General features: G+C 51.1%; 16 protein-coding genes. 10 read left to right on the top strand and 6 right to left on the bottom strand.

Annotated elements, in window-relative coordinates; genetic code table 11:
* Positions 1-30: 30 nt before the first annotated feature.
* From murC to lpxC, 6 genes are all read left to right on the top strand, one after another.
* The gene (murC, locus tag AC1DUO_RS09000; protein ID WP_015690468.1) at positions 31-1,506 is read left to right on the top strand and encodes a UDP-N-acetylmuramate--L-alanine ligase; all 1,476 of its coding nucleotides are present in this window, start codon (positions 31-33) and stop codon (positions 1,504-1,506) included.
* Entirely contained in the window at positions 1,499-2,419 is a 921-nt protein-coding gene (locus AC1DUO_RS08995) for a D-alanine--D-alanine ligase (RefSeq protein ID WP_119262104.1), read from the top strand. Before murC ends, AC1DUO_RS08995 begins: the two co-directional genes overlap by 8 nt.
* 1 nt (position 2,420) lies before the next feature.
* On the top strand, positions 2,421-3,257 hold the full coding sequence (gene ftsQ, locus AC1DUO_RS08990) for a cell division protein FtsQ (protein WP_013577006.1): 837 nt from the start codon (positions 2,421-2,423) through the stop codon (positions 3,255-3,257).
* Positions 3,254-4,510 (top strand): cell division protein FtsA, encoded by a 1,257-nt coding sequence (gene ftsA, locus AC1DUO_RS08985; RefSeq protein WP_009634688.1) that lies wholly within the window; start codon positions 3,254-3,256, stop codon positions 4,508-4,510. The genes ftsQ and ftsA overlap by 4 nt, the downstream gene beginning before the upstream one ends.
* A 71-nt stretch (positions 4,511-4,581) precedes the next feature.
* A complete protein-coding gene (gene ftsZ / locus AC1DUO_RS08980) occupies positions 4,582-5,736 on the top strand; it encodes a cell division protein FtsZ (RefSeq protein ID WP_013577005.1) in 1,155 nt (384 codons plus the stop codon).
* Positions 5,737-5,835: 99 nt separating this feature from the next.
* The gene (lpxC, locus tag AC1DUO_RS08975) at positions 5,836-6,753 is read left to right on the top strand and encodes a UDP-3-O-acyl-N-acetylglucosamine deacetylase (protein ID WP_015690467.1); all 918 of its coding nucleotides are present in this window, start codon (positions 5,836-5,838) and stop codon (positions 6,751-6,753) included.
* A 15-nt stretch (positions 6,754-6,768) separates the two neighbouring features.
* Here lpxC and AC1DUO_RS08970 read toward each other — a convergent pair whose 3' ends face one another.
* The gene (locus tag AC1DUO_RS08970) at positions 6,769-7,293 is read right to left on the bottom strand and encodes a DUF721 domain-containing protein (RefSeq protein ID WP_119262103.1); all 525 of its coding nucleotides are present in this window, start codon (positions 7,291-7,293) and stop codon (positions 6,769-6,771) included.
* A gap of 26 nt (positions 7,294-7,319) precedes the next feature.
* Between AC1DUO_RS08970 and secM the strand changes: the two genes are divergently transcribed.
* The 3 genes from secM to mutT all read left to right on the top strand — a co-directional run bounded on the left by secM (position 7,320) and on the right by mutT (position 11,161).
* Complete coding sequence (gene secM, locus AC1DUO_RS08965; RefSeq protein ID WP_037033422.1) at positions 7,320-7,847, top strand: secA translation cis-regulator SecM; 528 nt, start codon at positions 7,320-7,322, stop codon at positions 7,845-7,847.
* Positions 7,848-7,927: 80 nt separating this feature from the next.
* Positions 7,928-10,645 (top strand): preprotein translocase subunit SecA, encoded by a 2,718-nt coding sequence (secA, locus tag AC1DUO_RS08960; protein ID WP_119262102.1) that lies wholly within the window; start codon positions 7,928-7,930, stop codon positions 10,643-10,645.
* 114 nt (positions 10,646-10,759) lie between these two features.
* Complete coding sequence (mutT, locus tag AC1DUO_RS08955) at positions 10,760-11,161, top strand: 8-oxo-dGTP diphosphatase MutT (RefSeq protein ID WP_037033571.1); 402 nt, start codon at positions 10,760-10,762, stop codon at positions 11,159-11,161.
* A 69-nt stretch (positions 11,162-11,230) separates the two neighbouring features.
* Here the strand turns inward: mutT and yacG are convergent, their stop codons facing one another.
* The 3 genes from yacG to coaE are packed head-to-tail and all read right to left on the bottom strand — an operon-like array spanning position 11,231 to position 12,812.
* The gene (gene yacG, locus AC1DUO_RS08950) at positions 11,231-11,428 is read right to left on the bottom strand and encodes a DNA gyrase inhibitor YacG (protein WP_013576999.1); all 198 of its coding nucleotides are present in this window, start codon (positions 11,426-11,428) and stop codon (positions 11,231-11,233) included.
* A 9-nt stretch (positions 11,429-11,437) separates the two neighbouring features.
* On the bottom strand, positions 11,438-12,190 hold the full coding sequence (zapD, locus tag AC1DUO_RS08945) for a cell division protein ZapD (protein ID WP_477987083.1): 753 nt from the start codon (positions 12,188-12,190) through the stop codon (positions 11,438-11,440).
* Positions 12,191-12,215: 25 nt separating this feature from the next.
* Complete coding sequence (coaE, locus tag AC1DUO_RS08940; protein WP_119262101.1) at positions 12,216-12,812, bottom strand: dephospho-CoA kinase; 597 nt, start codon at positions 12,810-12,812, stop codon at positions 12,216-12,218.
* 242 nt (positions 12,813-13,054) lie between these two features.
* On the opposite strand from coaE, the gene AC1DUO_RS08935 reads away from it, so the two are divergent.
* Positions 13,055-14,098: a GMP reductase gene (locus AC1DUO_RS08935; RefSeq protein ID WP_119262100.1), complete on the top strand. Its 1,044-nt coding sequence runs from the start codon at positions 13,055-13,057 to the stop codon at positions 14,096-14,098.
* Between the two features lie 53 nt (positions 14,099-14,151).
* Here AC1DUO_RS08935 and hofC read toward each other — a convergent pair whose 3' ends face one another.
* The gene (gene hofC / locus AC1DUO_RS08930; protein WP_119262099.1) at positions 14,152-15,372 is read right to left on the bottom strand and encodes a protein transport protein HofC; all 1,221 of its coding nucleotides are present in this window, start codon (positions 15,370-15,372) and stop codon (positions 14,152-14,154) included.
* On the bottom strand, positions 15,369-16,865 hold the full coding sequence (gene gspE, locus AC1DUO_RS08925) for a type II secretion system protein GspE (protein ID WP_119262098.1): 1,497 nt from the start codon (positions 16,863-16,865) through the stop codon (positions 15,369-15,371). The genes hofC and gspE overlap by 4 nt, the downstream gene beginning before the upstream one ends.
* Positions 16,866-16,931 lie beyond the last annotated feature (66 nt).

Genomic DNA, 16,931 nt, shown 5'->3' with positions numbered 1-16,931 from the left:
AATCAGTAACCTGAAATAGTGAATAAAAACGTGAATACACAACAATTGGCGAAACTGCGTACCTTCGTGCCCGAGATGCATCGTGTCCGGCACATTCACTTTGTTGGCATCGGTGGTGCCGGCATGGGTGGTATCGCCGAAGTGTTGGCCAATGAAGGCTATCAGATCAGCGGTTCTGATTTAGCACCTAACGCGGTGACTCAGCAACTGACCGCGCTGGGCGCGACGATTTATTTCAATCACCGCCCGGAGAACGTGCTGGATGCCAGTGTGGTGGTAGTTTCCACCGCTATTTCATCCGATAACCCGGAAATTGTTGCGGCGCGTGAAGCCCGTATTCCGGTGATCCGCCGTGCAGAAATGCTCGCTGAACTGATGCGTTTTCGCCACGGTATTGCCGTGGCAGGTACGCACGGTAAAACAACGACCACGGCGATGGTGACCAGTATTTATGCCGAGGCCGGACTAGACCCGACCTTTGTAAACGGTGGACTGGTGAAAGCGGCAGGTACGCATGCGCGTCTGGGGTCAAGCCGCTTTCTGATCGCTGAAGCAGACGAAAGCGACGCGTCTTTCCTGCATCTGCAACCGATGGTGGCCATCGTGACCAACATTGAAGCGGATCACATGGACACGTATCAGGGTGACTTTGAAATCCTGAAGCAGACGTTCATCAATTTCCTGCACAACCTGCCGTTCTACGGGCGCGCAGTGATGTGTATTGATGATCCGGTTATCCGTGAGCTGATCCCACGCGTAGGACGTCATATGACGACGTACGGTTTCAGCGAAGACGCCGATGTGATTATCGAAAATTACCGTCAGGTGGGCGCGCAAGGTCACTTTACGCTGCGCCGTCAGGACTTGCCGCTGATAAGCGTTACGCTCAATGCGCCGGGTCGTCACAATGCGCTGAACGCCGCGGCCGCAGTTGCCGTCGCGACGGACGAAAATATCAGCGACGATGCTATTTTGCGCGCGCTGGCAGGTTTTCAGGGTACCGGCCGTCGTTTCGATTTTCTGGGCGAATACGCGCTGGAAAATGTGAACGGTAAAACAGGTAGCGCGATGCTGGTCGATGACTACGGCCACCATCCGACAGAAGTGGATGCGACGATCAAAGCCGCGCGTGCGGGCTGGGCAAACAAGCGCCTGGTGATGATCTTCCAGCCGCACCGTTATACCCGTACTCGCGATCTGTACGACGATTTCGCAAATGTGCTTTCGCAGGTTGATGTGCTGATCATGCTGGATGTGTATCCGGCCGGTGAAGCGCCGATCCCTGGCGCAGACAGCCGCTCGTTGTGCCGCACTATTCGCGCACGCGGCAAGCTTGATCCGATTTTGGTTTCTGATATTGAGGCGGTGCCGGAAAGTCTGGCGCAAATCCTCGAAGGCGACGATTTAGTTCTGGTTCAGGGCGCCGGTAATGTCGGCAGAGTGGCCCGTAAATTGGCAGATCAAAAGCTGCAACCAGTAAAGAAAGGTGAAGAACATCATGTCTGAGAAAGTAGCGGTATTGTTGGGTGGTACTTCCGCAGAACGCGATGTGTCATTACAGTCAGGTGCCGCAGTGCTGGCTGGTTTACGTGAATCCGGTGTTGATGCCCACGGCATTGATACCAAAACGTTTAATGTGGCGCTTCTCAAAGAAGAAGGGTACAGCAAAGTCTTTATCGCACTTCACGGTCGCGGTGGCGAAGACGGAACGTTGCAGGGTTTGCTGGAGCAAATCGGTTTGCCTTATACCGGCAGCGGCGTGATGGCGTCGGCGCTCACTATGGACAAGTTCCGCACCAAACTGGTGTGGCAGGCTTTAGGGTTACCGGTCACGCCGTTTGTCGCACTGCATCGTGCACAAATTGAGGAAGCAGGGCAGGGCGCTCTGGCGGCAAAAATCGCTGAATTAGGCCTGCCGGTGATCGTCAAACCAAGCCGTGAAGGTTCCAGCGTCGGGATGAGCAAAGTGACAACGGAAAAAGAGTTGTTACCCGCCCTGCAGGAAGGTTTCAGGCATGACGATAACGTACTGATCGAAAAATGGCTGAGTGGCCCGGAATATACCGTGGCTATCGTGGGCAACCAGGTGATGCCCTCGATTCGCATCCAGCCAGCCGGTACGTTTTATGACTATCAGGCAAAATATCTGTCTGATGAAACACAATATTTTTGCCCGAGCGGTTTAAGCGAAGCGCAGGAGCAGCAGTTGACTGCACTGGCCTTGCAGGCTTATCAGGCGCTCGATTGCAGTGGCTGGGGACGTGTCGACGTCATGCAGGGCGGTGACGGCAACTTCAACTTACTGGAAGTGAATACGTCGCCGGGAATGACCAGCCACAGTCTGGTGCCGATGGCGGCTAAACACGCCGGGTTGAGTTTCCCGCAACTCGTTTTCCGTATTCTGGAACTGGCAGACTGATATGTCTCAAGCCGCCCTGAATACCCGAGAGCGTGAGACGGCCGAGAGCAACGGCCGTCGCAGTAACGGTGGCCAGCTGGCAGGGATCGTGTTTCTGCTGTTGGTGGTAGGAACGATTTTATGGAGTGCGTGGGCCGTTGTCGGCTGGATGCAGGATGCAAACCGATTGCCGTTGTCCCAGTTAGTTGTCACCGGGGAGCGGCATTACACGACCAACGATGATATTCGTCAGGCGATTCTGTCCTTAGGGGCACCGGGAACGTTCATGACGCAGGATGTGAACGTCATTCAGCAGCAGATTGAGCGTTTACCCTGGATAAAACAGGTCAGCGTACGTAAGCAATGGCCGAATGAACTGAAGATACATCTCGTGGAGTATGTGCCGGTCGCACACTGGAATGATCTGCATATGGTTGATGCCGATGGCAAATCTTTCAGCATACCCGCCGAGCGTGTGGTCAAACAAAAAATGCCGTTGCTTTACGGTCCGGAAGGCAGCGAACAGGATGTTTTGCAGGGCTTTCAAACGATGAGTCAGGCGCTGGCCGCCGGCAAGTTCACGTTGAAAGCAGTGGCAATGAGTGCACGTCACTCGTGGCAGTTAACTCTGGATAATGACGTCCGGCTGGAATTGGGGAGAGATGACCGGATGGGGCGTTTACAACGTTTTATCGAGCTTTACCCGCGATTCCAGCAACAGGCTGAAGCCGATAAAAAACGCATCACTTATGTCGATTTACGTTATGACAGCGGTGCGTCAGTAGGTTGGGCACCAGAGTTTATTGACCAGCAAAACAGTAATCAGCAACAGAATCAGGCACAGGCTAAACAACAATGATCAAGTCGACGGACAGAAAACTGGTAGTTGGGCTGGAGATCGGTACGGCAAAGGTCGCCGCATTGGTGGGGGAAGTTCTGCCCGATGGCATGGTCAATATTATTGGCGTGGGCAGTTGCCCATCCCGTGGCATGGACAAGGGTGGCGTGAATGACCTGGAATCGGTGGTGAAATGCGTACAGCGCGCCATCGATCAGGCTGAATTGATGGCGGATTGCCAAATTTCCTCTGTTTACCTTGCTTTGTCTGGTAAACATATCAGTTGTCAGAATGAAATAGGGATGGTTCCTATTTCAGAAGAGGAAGTCACGCAGGAAGATGTAGAGAACGTGGTGCATACCGCTAAGTCGGTACGCGTACGTGATGAGCATCGGGTTCTGCATGTGATCCCTCAGGAATATGCCATTGATTATCAGGAAGGGATTAAAAACCCGGTCGGACTTTCCGGCGTGCGTATGCAGGCTAAAGTTCACCTGATTACCTGCCATAACGATATGGCGAAGAACATTGTGAAAGCGGTAGAACGCTGTGGCTTAAAAGTCGACCAGCTTATTTTTGCCGGTCTGGCAGCCAGTTATGCCGTTCTGACGGAAGATGAACGTGAATTAGGTGTTTGTGTCGTTGATATTGGTGGTGGAACCATGGATATCGCGGTTTATACCGGCGGCGCACTACGTCATACTAAGGTAATCCCTTATGCAGGGAATGTGGTCACCAGCGACATCGCTTATGCGTTTGGAACGCCACCGACCGATGCCGAAGCGATCAAGGTTCGCCACGGTTGTGCATTAGGTTCAATTGTCGGCAAAGACGAAAACGTCGAAGTGCCGAGCGTCGGTGGGCGTCCACCACGCAGTCTGCAGCGTCAGACACTGGCTGAAGTTATCGAGCCTCGTTACACAGAATTGCTGAATTTAGTGAACGATGAAATTTTGCAATTGCAGGAGCAGTTACGTCAGCAAGGCGTAAAACATCATCTGGCCGCCGGCATTGTTCTGACAGGCGGTGCAGCACAAATTGATGGTCTGGCAGCTTGTGCGCAGCGGGTATTCCATACCCAGGTGCGTATCGGGCAACCCCTGAACATCACCGGGCTGACGGATTATGCGCAGGAACCTTACTACTCAACGGCTGTAGGGCTGCTGCACTACGGGAAGGAGTCTCACCTGAGCGGTGAGGCCGAAGTAGAAAAACGTGCCTCAGTGGGCAACTGGTTCAAACGAATCAACAGCTGGCTGAGAAAAGAGTTCTAATGTTTTAACAACGGGATCATGCTGTTAAGGTTTTTGATCCCGACGCGACAGGCACAAAACGGAGAGAAACTATGTTTGAACCTATGGAACTGACCAATGACGCGGTGATTAAAGTCATCGGCGTCGGTGGTGGCGGCGGTAATGCTGTCGAACACATGGTGCGTGAGCGCATCGAAGGTGTTGAATTCTTTGCCGTTAACACAGACGCTCAGGCGTTACGTAAAACGGCAGTAGGCCAGACGATTCAGATCGGTAGCGGTATTACCAAAGGTCTGGGAGCTGGTGCGAACCCGGAAGTGGGTCGCAATTCTGCAGAAGAAGATCGTGAAGCCCTGCGCGCTGCGCTTGAAGGTGCTGACATGGTCTTTATCGCAGCGGGCATGGGTGGCGGTACCGGGACCGGTGCAGCGCCAGTGGTTGCTGAAGTAGCAAAAGATTTAGGTATTCTGACCGTTGCTGTTGTGACTAAGCCTTTCAACTTCGAAGGCAAAAAGCGCATGGCATTCGCGGAGCAGGGTATTGCTGAATTGTCCAAACATGTGGACTCCCTGATCACTATCCCGAACGACAAGCTTTTAAAAGTTCTGGGCCGTGGTATCTCTCTGCTGGACGCCTTCGGTGCGGCCAACGACGTGCTGAAAGGTGCGGTGCAGGGTATCGCTGAACTGATCACCCGTCCAGGTCTGATGAACGTCGACTTCGCTGACGTGCGCACAGTTATGTCCGAAATGGGTTATGCCATGATGGGCTCCGGTGTGGCATGTGGCGAAGACCGTGCTGAAGAAGCCGCTGAAATGGCGATTTCCAGCCCGCTGCTGGAAGACATCGATTTGTCCGGCGCGCGCGGCGTTCTGGTCAACATTACTGCGGGCTTCGACCTGCGTCTGGATGAGTTCGAAACCGTGGGTAACACCATTCGTGCTTTCGCATCAGACAACGCAACCGTCGTTATCGGTACGTCTCTTGATCCGGAAATGAACGACGAATTGCGTGTGACCGTTGTTGCAACCGGTATCGGCATGGACAAACGTCCTGAGATCACTCTGGTGACCAACAAACCGGCCAGCCAGCCAGTCATGGATCATCGTTACCAGCAGCACGGGATGTCTCCGTTGCCGCAGGAAACGAAACCCGCGGCGAAAGTGGTCAATGATCAAAGCGCGCAATCTAATAAAGAGCCCGACTATCTGGACATCCCGGCCTTCCTGCGTAAGCAGGCAGACTAGTCCGAATTGTAGGATCTCCGCTCTTTGTGCTAAACTGTCCCGCCGACCTTAAGGTATGCTTAGGTCGGTTGGATGGATAAACATTGCGAGATAAAAACGATGATCAAACAACGTACATTAAAACGTATCGTTCAGGCGACGGGCGTCGGTTTGCATACCGGCAAGAAAGTCACCCTGACTCTGCGTCCTGCACCGGCAAATACCGGGGTCATCTATCGTCGCACTGACTTGAATCCACCGGTTGATTTCCCGGCAGATGCAAAATCCGTGCGTGATACCATGCTCTGTACTTGCCTGGTTAATGAGCATGACGTACGTATTTCTACGGTAGAGCACCTTAATGCGGCATTAGCTGGCCTGGGCATCGATAATATCGTTATCGAAGTCGATGCGCCTGAAGTGCCGATTATGGACGGCAGTGCTGCACCTTTCGTCTATCTGTTGATGGATGCAGGGATTGAAGAGCTGAACAGCGCGAAGAAATTCTTGCGCATCAAAGATACCGTGCGTGTTGAAGACGGTGATAAGTGGGCTGAGTTCAAACCATTTAATGGTTTCTCTCTGGACTTCACTATCGACTTCAATCACCCGGCGATTGATTCCAGCTCACAGCGCTACAAAATGAACTTCTCCGCAGAAGCATTTGTTCGCCAAATCAGCCGCGCACGTACTTTTGGTTTTATGCGTGATATCGAGTACCTGCAGTCACGCGGTTTGTGCCTGGGTGGCAGCTTTGATTGCGCAATTGTTGTGGATGATTATCGCGTGCTTAACGAAGATGGCTTGCGTTTTGAAGATGAATTCGTTCGTCACAAAATGCTGGATGCTATCGGTGACTTGTTCATGTGTGGCCATAACATCATTGGTGCGTTTACCGCATACAAATCGGGTCACGCGTTGAACAACAAGTTATTGCAAGCGGTACTGGCTAAGCAGGAAGCCTGGGAATTAGTCACATTCCAGGATGAAGCTGAAATGCCACTGGCTTTTAAAGCACCGTCTACAGTATTGGCGTAATCGGTACTTTTGGTATTACTTATTACGACTGGTTGATTTGGCACTCTCTCCGGCCAGGCCAGCCAGTCGTTCTAAAGCCTTTCTGAGTTTCTCCGGGCTACGGCTCGCAAGTCCCCTTAATTCTTCTGCACTCTGCGCGCTTAAATGCCTGACGGGCATAGATTCTGCAGCGATCGCTTTATTTTTAATCGCGATCTGCGAAGCATTTTCCATTTTCGCCATGAGCGAAGGATTAATCCTGATGTCGATTGATGACAATGATGGTAGAATTTGCGCTCGAAGTGCAGAGAGTAATGCGGGTTGTTCATAGCGTAATCGCATCATCCAGCTGGCATTAGCTATTTCAAGTACTAAAACTCCCTGTCGATAATTACCGACACGACACCATGGTTGCATGGGCGTCGGTAACAGACCTTTCACTGCGCGGTTGAGTTTCAATAACGCCGCAGCACGCTGTTGAACAATACGCAGCGGGCTTTGTTCAGTCGAAGAGGCATCATCGAACAGGATATCTAATAATTGTGGGCGACTATCGCGCATGATGGGCTCCGGCGGATTGTAAACTTGTGATTGGCATTCTAAATCGTTGGCGACAATTTGGCAGAAGGTATTTTTGGCCGCATCTCCTGTTGGGGATGGTCGCGGCAAGCCTTGGCGTGTCCACGAGCCTGTCGCAAACGGAACTGCCAGCGGTTCCTAATACGTCCTCAAGTCTAAATCGTCTTAACATCGCCAGTACAGGGCTGAGTAATCTTGCGTTACTCCAGGCGAATCGCCGCCCGGCTTTTGGTGTTGATTACTGGCAACAGCATGCATTACGCACGGTCATCCGTCATCTTTCTTTTGCTTTGGCCCCGCAGGTGGTTTACACCGTAGCGCAGCCGGAAGCAGAAATGCAGGCCGCTGAGCCGTTGCATGTTCAGCAACTCGCGTTGCTGGTTACCCTTAATGCTTTACTGACCCATGAGCCAAAACCTCCGGTTATCATCCGTCAGACGCAACAGCCATTCCTTCCTCTTGCTTCATCGCATCAAACCGGCCTGTGGTTAGCACAGGTGCAAGGCATTCGTGCCGGCCCGTTCTCTCTGATTTAACAGACTGTAATTCTAAACTCTATTTATAAATCAACAAATTATTGGCTGCATTTGGTGGCCTCCAAGAGATATTAAGCACTATGTTAATCAAATTATTGACCAAAGTTTTTGGTAGCCGTAACGACCGCACATTGCGCCGCATGCGTAAAGTGGTTGACCTGATCAACCGCATGGAACCTGAAATCCAAAAGCTGACTGATGAGCAACTGCAGGCGAAAACCAGCGAGTTCCGTGAGCGTCTGGCGAAAGGTGAAGTGCTGGAAAACCTGATCCCGGAAGCTTTTGCTGTGGTGCGTGAATCCAGTAAACGTGTCTTCGGGATGCGTCACTTTGACGTGCAGTTACTCGGCGGTATGGTACTGAACGAGCGTTGCATCGCAGAAATGCGTACCGGTGAAGGTAAAACGTTAACTGCAACCCTGCCCGCTTACCTGAACGCATTGAGCGGAAAGGGCGTTCACGTCGTCACTGTCAACGATTACCTGGCACAGCGTGACGCCGAAAATAACCGTCCGCTGTTTGAATTCCTTGGCTTGAGCATCGGAATTAACTTGCCAGGCATGCCTTCTCCGGCTAAACGTGCTGCTTACGCTGCTGATATCACTTACGGCACAAACAACGAATACGGTTTTGAYTATCTGCGTGACAACATGGCATTCAGCCCTGAAGAACGCGTGCAACGTAAACTTCACTACGCGCTGGTGGATGAGGTTGACTCCATCCTGATCGATGAAGCACGTACACCGCTGATTATCTCCGGTCCGGCCGAAGACAGCTCAGAAATGTATACCCGTGTGGATAAACTGATCCCTAAACTGATCCGCCAGGAAAAAGAAGATTCCGATTCCTTCCAGGGGGAAGGCCACTTCTCTGTTGATGAGAAATCACGTCAGGTTCACCTGACTGAACGTGGTCTGGTCCTGATCGAGGAATTGTTGGTTGAAGCCGGTATTATGGAAGAAGGTGAATCTCTGTATTCCCCGACTAACATCATGCTGATGCATCACGTGACCGCAGCACTGCGCGCGCACGTCCTGTTCACCCGCGATGTCGATTACATCGTCAAAGACGGCGAAGTTATCATCGTTGACGAACACACCGGTCGTACCATGCAAGGTCGTCGCTGGTCAGACGGTCTGCATCAGGCGGTTGAAGCCAAAGAAGGCGTGGACATTCAGAACGAAAACCAGACACTGGCTTCCATTACTTTCCAGAACTACTTCCGTTTGTACGAAAAACTGGCCGGCATGACCGGTACTGCGGACACCGAAGCGTTCGAATTCAGCTCTATCTACAAGCTGGATACCATTGTTGTGCCAACTAACCGCCCTATGGTGCGTAAAGATATGGCCGACCTGGTGTACATGACTGAAATGGAAAAGATTGGCGCGATTATCGAAGATATCCGTCAGTGTACTGCCAAAGGCCAGCCGGTTCTGGTCGGTACTATTTCCATCGAAAAATCAGAAGTTGTTTCTAACGAACTGACCAAAGCAGGCATTGCGCACAGCGTTCTGAACGCCAAATTCCACGCTAAAGAAGCGGATATCGTCGCGCAGGCAGGCCAGCCAAGCGCAGTGACCATCGCTACTAACATGGCGGGTCGTGGTACCGATATCGTGCTGGGCGGCAGCTGGCAGGTTGAAGTTGAAAACCTGGGTGAAGAAGCCACCGATGAGAAAATTGCAGAAATCAAAGCTGCCTGGCAGATTCGCCACGACGCGGTTCTGGCTTCCGGCGGTTTGCATATTATTGGTACCGAACGTCATGAATCCCGTCGTATTGATAACCAGCTGCGCGGCCGTGCGGGTCGTCAGGGTGATGCCGGTTCATCCCGCTTCTACCTGTCTATGGAAGATGCACTGATGCGTATTTTCGCCTCTGACCGTGTATCAAGCATGATGCGTAAACTGGGTATGAAACCGGGCGAAGCGATTGAGCATCCATGGGTGACCAAAGCGATTGCCAATGCGCAGCGTAAAGTCGAAAGCCGTAACTTCGATATCCGTAAGCAACTGCTGGAATACGATGATGTGGCAAGCGATCAGCGTCGTGCGATCTACAGCCAGCGTAACGAATTGCTGGACGTGTCTGATGTTAGCGAAACCATCGCCAGCATCCGTGAAGACGTGTTCAAGGCGACCATCGACAGCTACATTCCGCCACAGTCTCTGGAAGAAATGTGGGATGTACAGGGTTTGGAAGAACGTCTGAAAAAAGACTTCGAGCTGGAAATGCCGATTGCAGAATGGCTGGACAAAGAGCCGGAATTGCATGAAGAAACCCTGCGCGAACGTATCATGGAAATCGCGAAAGAATCTTATGCCCGTAAAGAAGAAGTGGTTGGCGCTGAAATGATGCGCAATTTTGAGAAAGGCGTGATGTTGCAAACGCTGGATTCTCTGTGGAAAGAACATCTGGCGGCAATGGATTACCTGCGTCAGGGCATCCATTTACGTGGTTACGCTCAAAAGGATCCTAAGCAGGAATACAAACGCGAATCCTTCGCGATGTTTGCTGCCATGCTGGAATCTCTGAAATATGAAGTGGTCAGCGTACTAAGCAAAGTTCAGGTTCGTATGCCTGAAGAAGTTGAAGCGATGGAAATTCAGCGTCGTGAAGAAGCTGAACGTCTGGCTCGTCAGCAGCAGCTTAGCCATCAGGATCAGCAAGAAATCGAAGTAGCCGAAGCTGCACGTCTTGCTTCTTCTGGTGATCGCAAAGTGGGTCGTAATGATCTCTGCCCGTGCGGTTCTGGTAAAAAATACAAACAATGCCATGGCCGCCTGCAAAAGTAAGATCTCCGGCTAAGTCATCGTGTTAATCTTGAAGGCGGCGTAATTGCCGCCTTTATTTTTGTCTAAAAAGTCCCCATAAAGACAGTCATTGCAGTCAGCGGATAGGTGGAAACTGTGGCGCTTAAACAACTTAATATCGCAGCGGGCATTATCCGGAATGCCAGCAAAGAAATCTTTATCACTCAACGCGATGCATCGTCACATATGGCGGGGTTCTGGGAGTTTCCGGGCGGTAAGATTGAAGCGGGTGAAACACCTGAACAGGCTGTTATTCGCGAATTACAGGAAGAGGTCGGCATTGATGCTAAATCTCCTGTGCTGCTGAAAACATTGGAGCACCGATTCCCGGATCGCATCATTACACTCTATTTTTTCCTGGTGGAAGACTGGCAGGGCGAGCCGTATGGCAAAGAAGGGCAGCCGAAGCGCTGGGTTGCGCAGGCCGATTTGAAAGAGGAGGAATTCCCTCCCGCCAACGAAGTGGTTGTTACAGCCCTCAAAAACAATCAGTACTGATTACGTGTAGAATTTGATGGCATATAGAAAAAGGGACCGAAGCCCCTTTTTCTATACCCGTTGTCTGGATTAAATCTCTTCTTCACTCCAGTCGTCCAGATCATTCACGTCACCCTTACTTGGGATGCGTTTCTCTTCATCGGCCCATTCGCCGAGATCAATAAGCTGGCAACGCTTGGAACAAAAAGGGCGGTAAGGGCTTTGTTCACCCCAAACCACTATTTTCTGACAGGTCGGGCAATTTACTTCAATGATTTCAGGGTCCATTTGCAACTCCTAGCAGCAGGCAAGTTCAAAATTCAGTCGCGCGGGAACCACGCCATGTTCGCTGTCGAGGGGTAAAAAGCGAATGGCATAACGGGTTTTATGCMCGGATACTTGCGGGTAAAGCTGATTTTCCATCGAGAGTCGCAATCGTAACAGATCTGCGCCTTCAGCGTTGTCCTGGAAAAAACCATTCAGACTGATTTGATTGCGAAACGCGCCTGACTGGCGGATCAGATCCAGTACCATCATGAGCGAATTATTCAGCGGAGCCAGTGTTTCGAGCCAGTTTTGCACTTCACGATCACGTTGTGATTGTGCCAGATGCAGCCAGATATGCAGTGTCGGCAAATCAAAGCTGCAACACCCGCCGGGGATACTCAGACGCTGGCGAACCAGGGCCATCAGGCGATCTTCCTTCAGCGCTTGCCCTATGCGTGGTGCTTTCATTAACACAGATGCACATTGCTTAAGCTCAGCGCGCAGCCCCTCGATCCTTGCTAAATCAACGCCCGGGACATCTTTCCATTGAGACAATTTTTGCTGCTGGCGCTCAAGCTCTTTCAGTAAATCGGTACGGACTTCACCACGTTCCAGTACATCCAGTAAATCTGAAGTGGTGCGAAAAAATAGCAGAGCAGAAGCAATATCAGTGAGTTGTGCGTTGGAATGCATCTGTTGCAACAAAAATTCGATGCGAAGCCAGGTGCGCATTTTCTCATTCAGTGGATGTTCAAAGAGAACGGTTGCAGCTACATCAGTCATGCTTGGCAATATCCTGTCTGTTTACTCACACCGCAAGTTGCAAATAGCGGTGATGTAGTTGGGCAACACGCGGTTCAATTAATTTCGGATCACCGCTGTTATCAATAATGTCATCCGCACAGGCCCGACGTTTTTCACGACTGACCTGTGCAGCAATAATACTTTCAGCCTGCTGGCGGCTGATGCCATCGCGCGACATCGTCCGGGAAAGTTGAATATGTGGCTCAACATCCACCACCAGAACGCGATTTGCTTGCGTCTGTAATCCATTTTCAATCAGCAGCGGTACGACCCAGAGCACGTACGGCGTCTGCGCCTCAGCAATCAAACGTTGTGTTCTGGCATGAATAATGGGGTGTAATAATTTATTAACCCATTCTTTTTCATCAGGATTGCTAAAAATCCGCGCCCGAAGGGCCGGGCGGTTCAGTGAGCCATCAGCGGAAATAATGCTTTCACCAAATCGCTGTCTTAATTCTTCCAGCGCTGGCTTACCTGGAGCAACGACCTGGCGGGCAATCACATCTGCATCGACAATGCTTACGCCATGACGGGCGAAGCTTTCGGAAACGGTACTTTTGCCACTACCGATACCCCCGGTCAATGCAACGATATAGCTCATGCTGGTGCTCTGATAAAATTAGTTAGGTAAATGATAAAGAGATTATGAGTAAGTGCAAGCCGTGGTGTTCTCGGTTTTGATGCGAAAAATTATTAATCTGCACAATCAAAAGTCTGTGATGAAGGTTGTAAAAGCCATCTTGCCGTTGTCATTTTCCTGTGTATGATAAAACCACTGGAAAGGGTGTGTAAAAATTTTTCGTGCACCCTAGCGACCCGTCGCCAAACCAGGACTAACCCGCCATGCGCATTGAAGAAGATTTAAAGTTAGGTTTTAAAGACGTACTCATCCGCCCTAAGCGTTCCACTCTCAAAAGTCGTTCCGAAGTTGAACTGGAGCGCACATTCACATTCAAACACTCAGGTTTTAAGTGGTCCGGCACCCCGATTATTGCTGCGAACATGGATACCGTCGGCACATTCCGTATGGCGACCGTACTGGCGTCTTTTGGTTTGCTTACGGCCGTGCACAAACATTACACCGTAGAACAGTGGCAGGCATTCGTGACTTCCTCCGATGAATCCGTGCTGCGTAATATCATGGTATCGACCGGGACGTCAGAAGCTGATTTCGTTAAAACCCTGCAAATTCTTGCTTTGTCGCCTCTGCTGAAGTTTGTTTGCCTGGATGTCGCTAATGGTTATTCCGAGCACTTTGTGGGTTTCCTGCAACGTGTACGCGAAGCTTGCCCCGATAAAGTCATTTGTGCAGGCAACGTGGTGACCGGTGAAATGGTGGAAGAACTTATTCTTTCTGGCGCGGATATTGTAAAAGTCGGCATCGGCCCGGGATCGGTATGTACGACTCGCGTAAAAACCGGCGTGGGATATCCGCAGCTTTCTGCTGTTATCGAATGTGCTGATGCTGCTCACGGTCTGGGCGGACAGATTGTCAGCGATGGCGGCTGTGCTGTTCCGGGCGACGTGGCAAAAGCGTTCGGCGGCGGTGCTGATTTCGTTATGCTTGGCGGGATGCTGGCTGCGCATGACGAGTGTGAAGGCACGGTCGTTGAAGAGAATGGCGAAAAATTCATGCTTTTCTACGGTATGAGTTCAGAATCTGCGATGAAACGCCACGTCGGCGGTGTTGCTGAATACCGCGCAGCGGAAGGTAAAACAGTCAAATTGCCTCTGCGTGGCCCGGTTGAAAACACCGTGCGTGACATTCTCGGTGGGCTGCGTTCTGCCTGTACTTACGTCGGTGCAGAGCGCCTGAAAGAACTGACCAAACGTACAACCTTCATCCGCGTTGCGGAACAGGAAAACCGTCTGTTCGGCAGTAAGTAAGGATATGACCACAATGGCGGCGAAACATTTTTCGCCGCTTTTTCCTCTTTGATTTATCCCATAACCGAACCTAGCTGGAAAATTGGCAGATACATCGCAATCACCAGCCCACCGACAATCACCCCCATTACGGCCATGAGTACCGGCTCAATCGTTTGTGACAACGTTTCTGCCAGCGAGTTAGCTTTGTCATGATGCAGATATGCGAGTTTCAGCAGTAACTCGTCCAGAGACCCTGATTCTTCACCGATTTTTATCAGCTGATGACATAAGGTCGGGAACAGTGGCGACTGGACAAAAGCTTTGTGTAACGGTGTTCCTTGCATGATTTGCTCACGTATCTGGTTCAGTGCGGCCTGAAAATGCAGATTGGACATTGATGCAGACGCTGCTGCCAGCCCGGCAATTAACGTCATGCCCGCCTGTTGGGTCATTGCCAGCGTTTGAAATATCTGGCTGAGGCAACTGTCTGTCACCAGTCGTGACGTCAGAGGTAACCTGAGCAGTAACATCTGCTCACGCAGTTGCCAGTGCTTAAGCGGGTGCAACTTCTGCAGATAGCCGAAACAACAAAGCGAAAAAATACCCACCAGCCAGGGGCCGATGCTGACTAGGACATCAGAAGCAATGACCAGCATGCGTGTAAACCAGGGGAGTTCGGCATCAAAGGAAGCATAGATTTTGGCAAACTCAGGCAATACTAAAGTCAGCATTAGCAGAGTGACCACGATAGCGATAACGCTGACAATCAGCGGATACCGCAACGCCTTTTTTACTTTGCTTCTTAATTCAGCCTGTTGTTCCTGCTGAGTCGCCAGTTGCAGGCAGCATTTGTCCAGTTGTCCCGTTAGCTCACCAATAGAAATTATCTGTCTGTAAATATCAGGGAATACATCGGGATAATGATTCAGTGTTACCGACAGCGGTTTTCCTTCGCGAACGCCTTTCGCAACATTTGACAGTACACAATGCCACGCGGGTTTCGGGTGCTCGTTGGCCAGCAACGTCAGGCTATTGACCAGCGGTAGCCCGGCTTGTAGCAGCGTTGCAAGTTGCCTGACGAATGCAACACGTTCCTGATTTTTCCAGAAACGTCGTCCCAATCGCTGCTTCATTCTGATTTTCAGCGGTTGCAATCCAGCAGCAAAAAGCTGCTGGTAAATGCCGTCCTTACCCACCTCAATGCAGTGATCTTGCTGAAGGCTTCCCAGAGTGTCGATAGCCTGCCAGTGATATAACCGCCAGGACTGAGGCGCGCCGCCGTCAGTTTTCATGTATCCGCGCCTTCACCGGTAACACGATAAAGTTCTTCAAGTGAGGTGATCCCTTGTTCGACCAGCGCCATACCGGCTTCCTGCAACGTTTTTTGCCCTTGTTCGCGAGCAATCTTACTCAACTCATTGACACTTGCCTCTGCCACCAGCGCCTGTTGTAAACCGGGTGTTATGTTCAGCGTTTCATAAATACCGGTGCGTCCGTAATAGCCCGAAAAGCATTGATGGCATCCTGCAGGTAGCCACAACTGCATGTGCCCGCTGCTGCCATCAGCGCCTTTTTCGACCAGTGATACATGCGGTTTACGGCAATGCGGGCAGAGTTTTCGTACCAGCCGCTGGGCAATAACCAAATGTAAGCTGGCAGCAATATGAAAACCTTCAATCCCCATCTGTCGCAGGCGGGTCAGTGTTTCGCAAGTGGAATTGGTATGCAGTGTTGAGAGCACCAGATGTCCGGTCTGAGCGGCTTTTACCGCGATTTCGGCCGTTTCTTTATCGCGGATCTCTCCGACCATAATCACATCAGGATCCTGACGTAATAACGCACGCAGGACACTGGCAAAACTGAGGTCTGTTTTGCTGTTAATCTGGGTCTGATTGATGCCACTGACCGGGATCTCAATCGGGTCTTCCACGCTGCAAATATTGCGGGAGATGGCATTAAGATGACGAAGACCACTGTAAAGTGTGACCGTTTTTCCGCTGCCTGTCGGGCCGGTGACCAGAATTAGCCCTTGTGGATGTTTAAGCGCAGCTTTGAAATAGTCCAGATCCCGTGGTGTGAAGCCCAGTTGAGGCATAGAGAGATCTTGCTGAGTCATATGCAGAATGCGCAGCACGATCTTTTCGCCGTGTAAGGTCGGCAGAGAAGATACTCTCATGGAATATCTCTGATTTTGCAGCATGACTGAGAGCTGGCCATCTTGGGGTAACCGTCGCTCAGCGACATTCAACTGCCCCATAATCTTTAGTCGTGCGCACACGCCCGCTGCCATCGAAAATTCAGGTCCGGGGACTTCCTGCAATACTCCGTCAATTCGCATACGAACCCGGAAACTGTGCTCGTACGGCTCAAAGTGTATATCTGAAGCCCTGCGGGTGATGGCCTGCCTGAGTATCTGATTGAGAGAATTAATGACCGGCGCATCACTCTGATTATTCAGTTCATTGTTTTCATCGCTTTGCGCGGATGACCACGATTCGTCTGCGGCCGTTTTTTTCTTTATTTCTGAATTTCCTTGCTCCATGACTTGTTCAAGCCGCGTTTGTGGCCAGCGTTCAAGCTGCACTTTTAAGCCGGTGGTAAAGCGCAATACATTACTTAAGGCATCCGTGTCTGCTTCTGTTTCATGGCATGCAACATGAAGAGTCTGGTTGTCGCGATGCAATACAACGGCTTTATAGCGCTGACACAGTGCTTCAAGTGACGCTTCGCTTTGCAGGCGATCATTATCGGGTAGAGACTCGGGGCGCCGTGGCATATCACTCATTATGGCGCTCCTGTGGTGTCAAACCGAAAAACGCTTTCGCAAGCTTCAACCATCGAAGTATTACTG

It is taken from the genome of Rahnella sp. P4_A8, from assembly GCF_056402435.1.
This window is presented reverse-complemented; position numbering and strand designations above follow the sequence as displayed.

Excerpts from the sequence above, each read along its gene's own strand:
- ftsZ (WP_013577005.1), top strand. The coding sequence starts at position 4,582 with ATGTTTGAACCTATGGAACTGACCAATGACGCGGTGATTAAAGTCATC.
- gspE (WP_119262098.1), bottom strand. The coding sequence starts at position 16,865 with ATGAGTGATATGCCACGGCGCCCCGAGTCTCTACCCGATAATGATCGC.
- lpxC (WP_015690467.1), top strand. The coding sequence starts at position 5,836 with ATGATCAAACAACGTACATTAAAACGTATCGTTCAGGCGACGGGCGTC.
- yacG (WP_013576999.1), bottom strand. The coding sequence starts at position 11,428 with ATGGACCCTGAAATCATTGAAGTAAATTGCCCGACCTGTCAGAAAATA.
- coaE (WP_119262101.1), bottom strand. The coding sequence starts at position 12,812 with ATGAGCTATATCGTTGCATTGACCGGGGGTATCGGTAGTGGCAAAAGT.
- AC1DUO_RS08970 (WP_119262103.1), bottom strand. The coding sequence starts at position 7,293 with ATGCGCGATAGTCGCCCACAATTATTAGATATCCTGTTCGATGATGCC.
- AC1DUO_RS08995 (WP_119262104.1), top strand. The coding sequence starts at position 1,499 with ATGTCTGAGAAAGTAGCGGTATTGTTGGGTGGTACTTCCGCAGAACGC.
- ftsQ (WP_013577006.1), top strand. The coding sequence starts at position 2,421 with ATGTCTCAAGCCGCCCTGAATACCCGAGAGCGTGAGACGGCCGAGAGC.
- ftsA (WP_009634688.1), top strand. The coding sequence starts at position 3,254 with ATGATCAAGTCGACGGACAGAAAACTGGTAGTTGGGCTGGAGATCGGT.
- hofC (WP_119262099.1), bottom strand. The coding sequence starts at position 15,372 with ATGAAAACTGACGGCGGCGCGCCTCAGTCCTGGCGGTTATATCACTGG.
- AC1DUO_RS08935 (WP_119262100.1), top strand. The coding sequence starts at position 13,055 with ATGCGCATTGAAGAAGATTTAAAGTTAGGTTTTAAAGACGTACTCATC.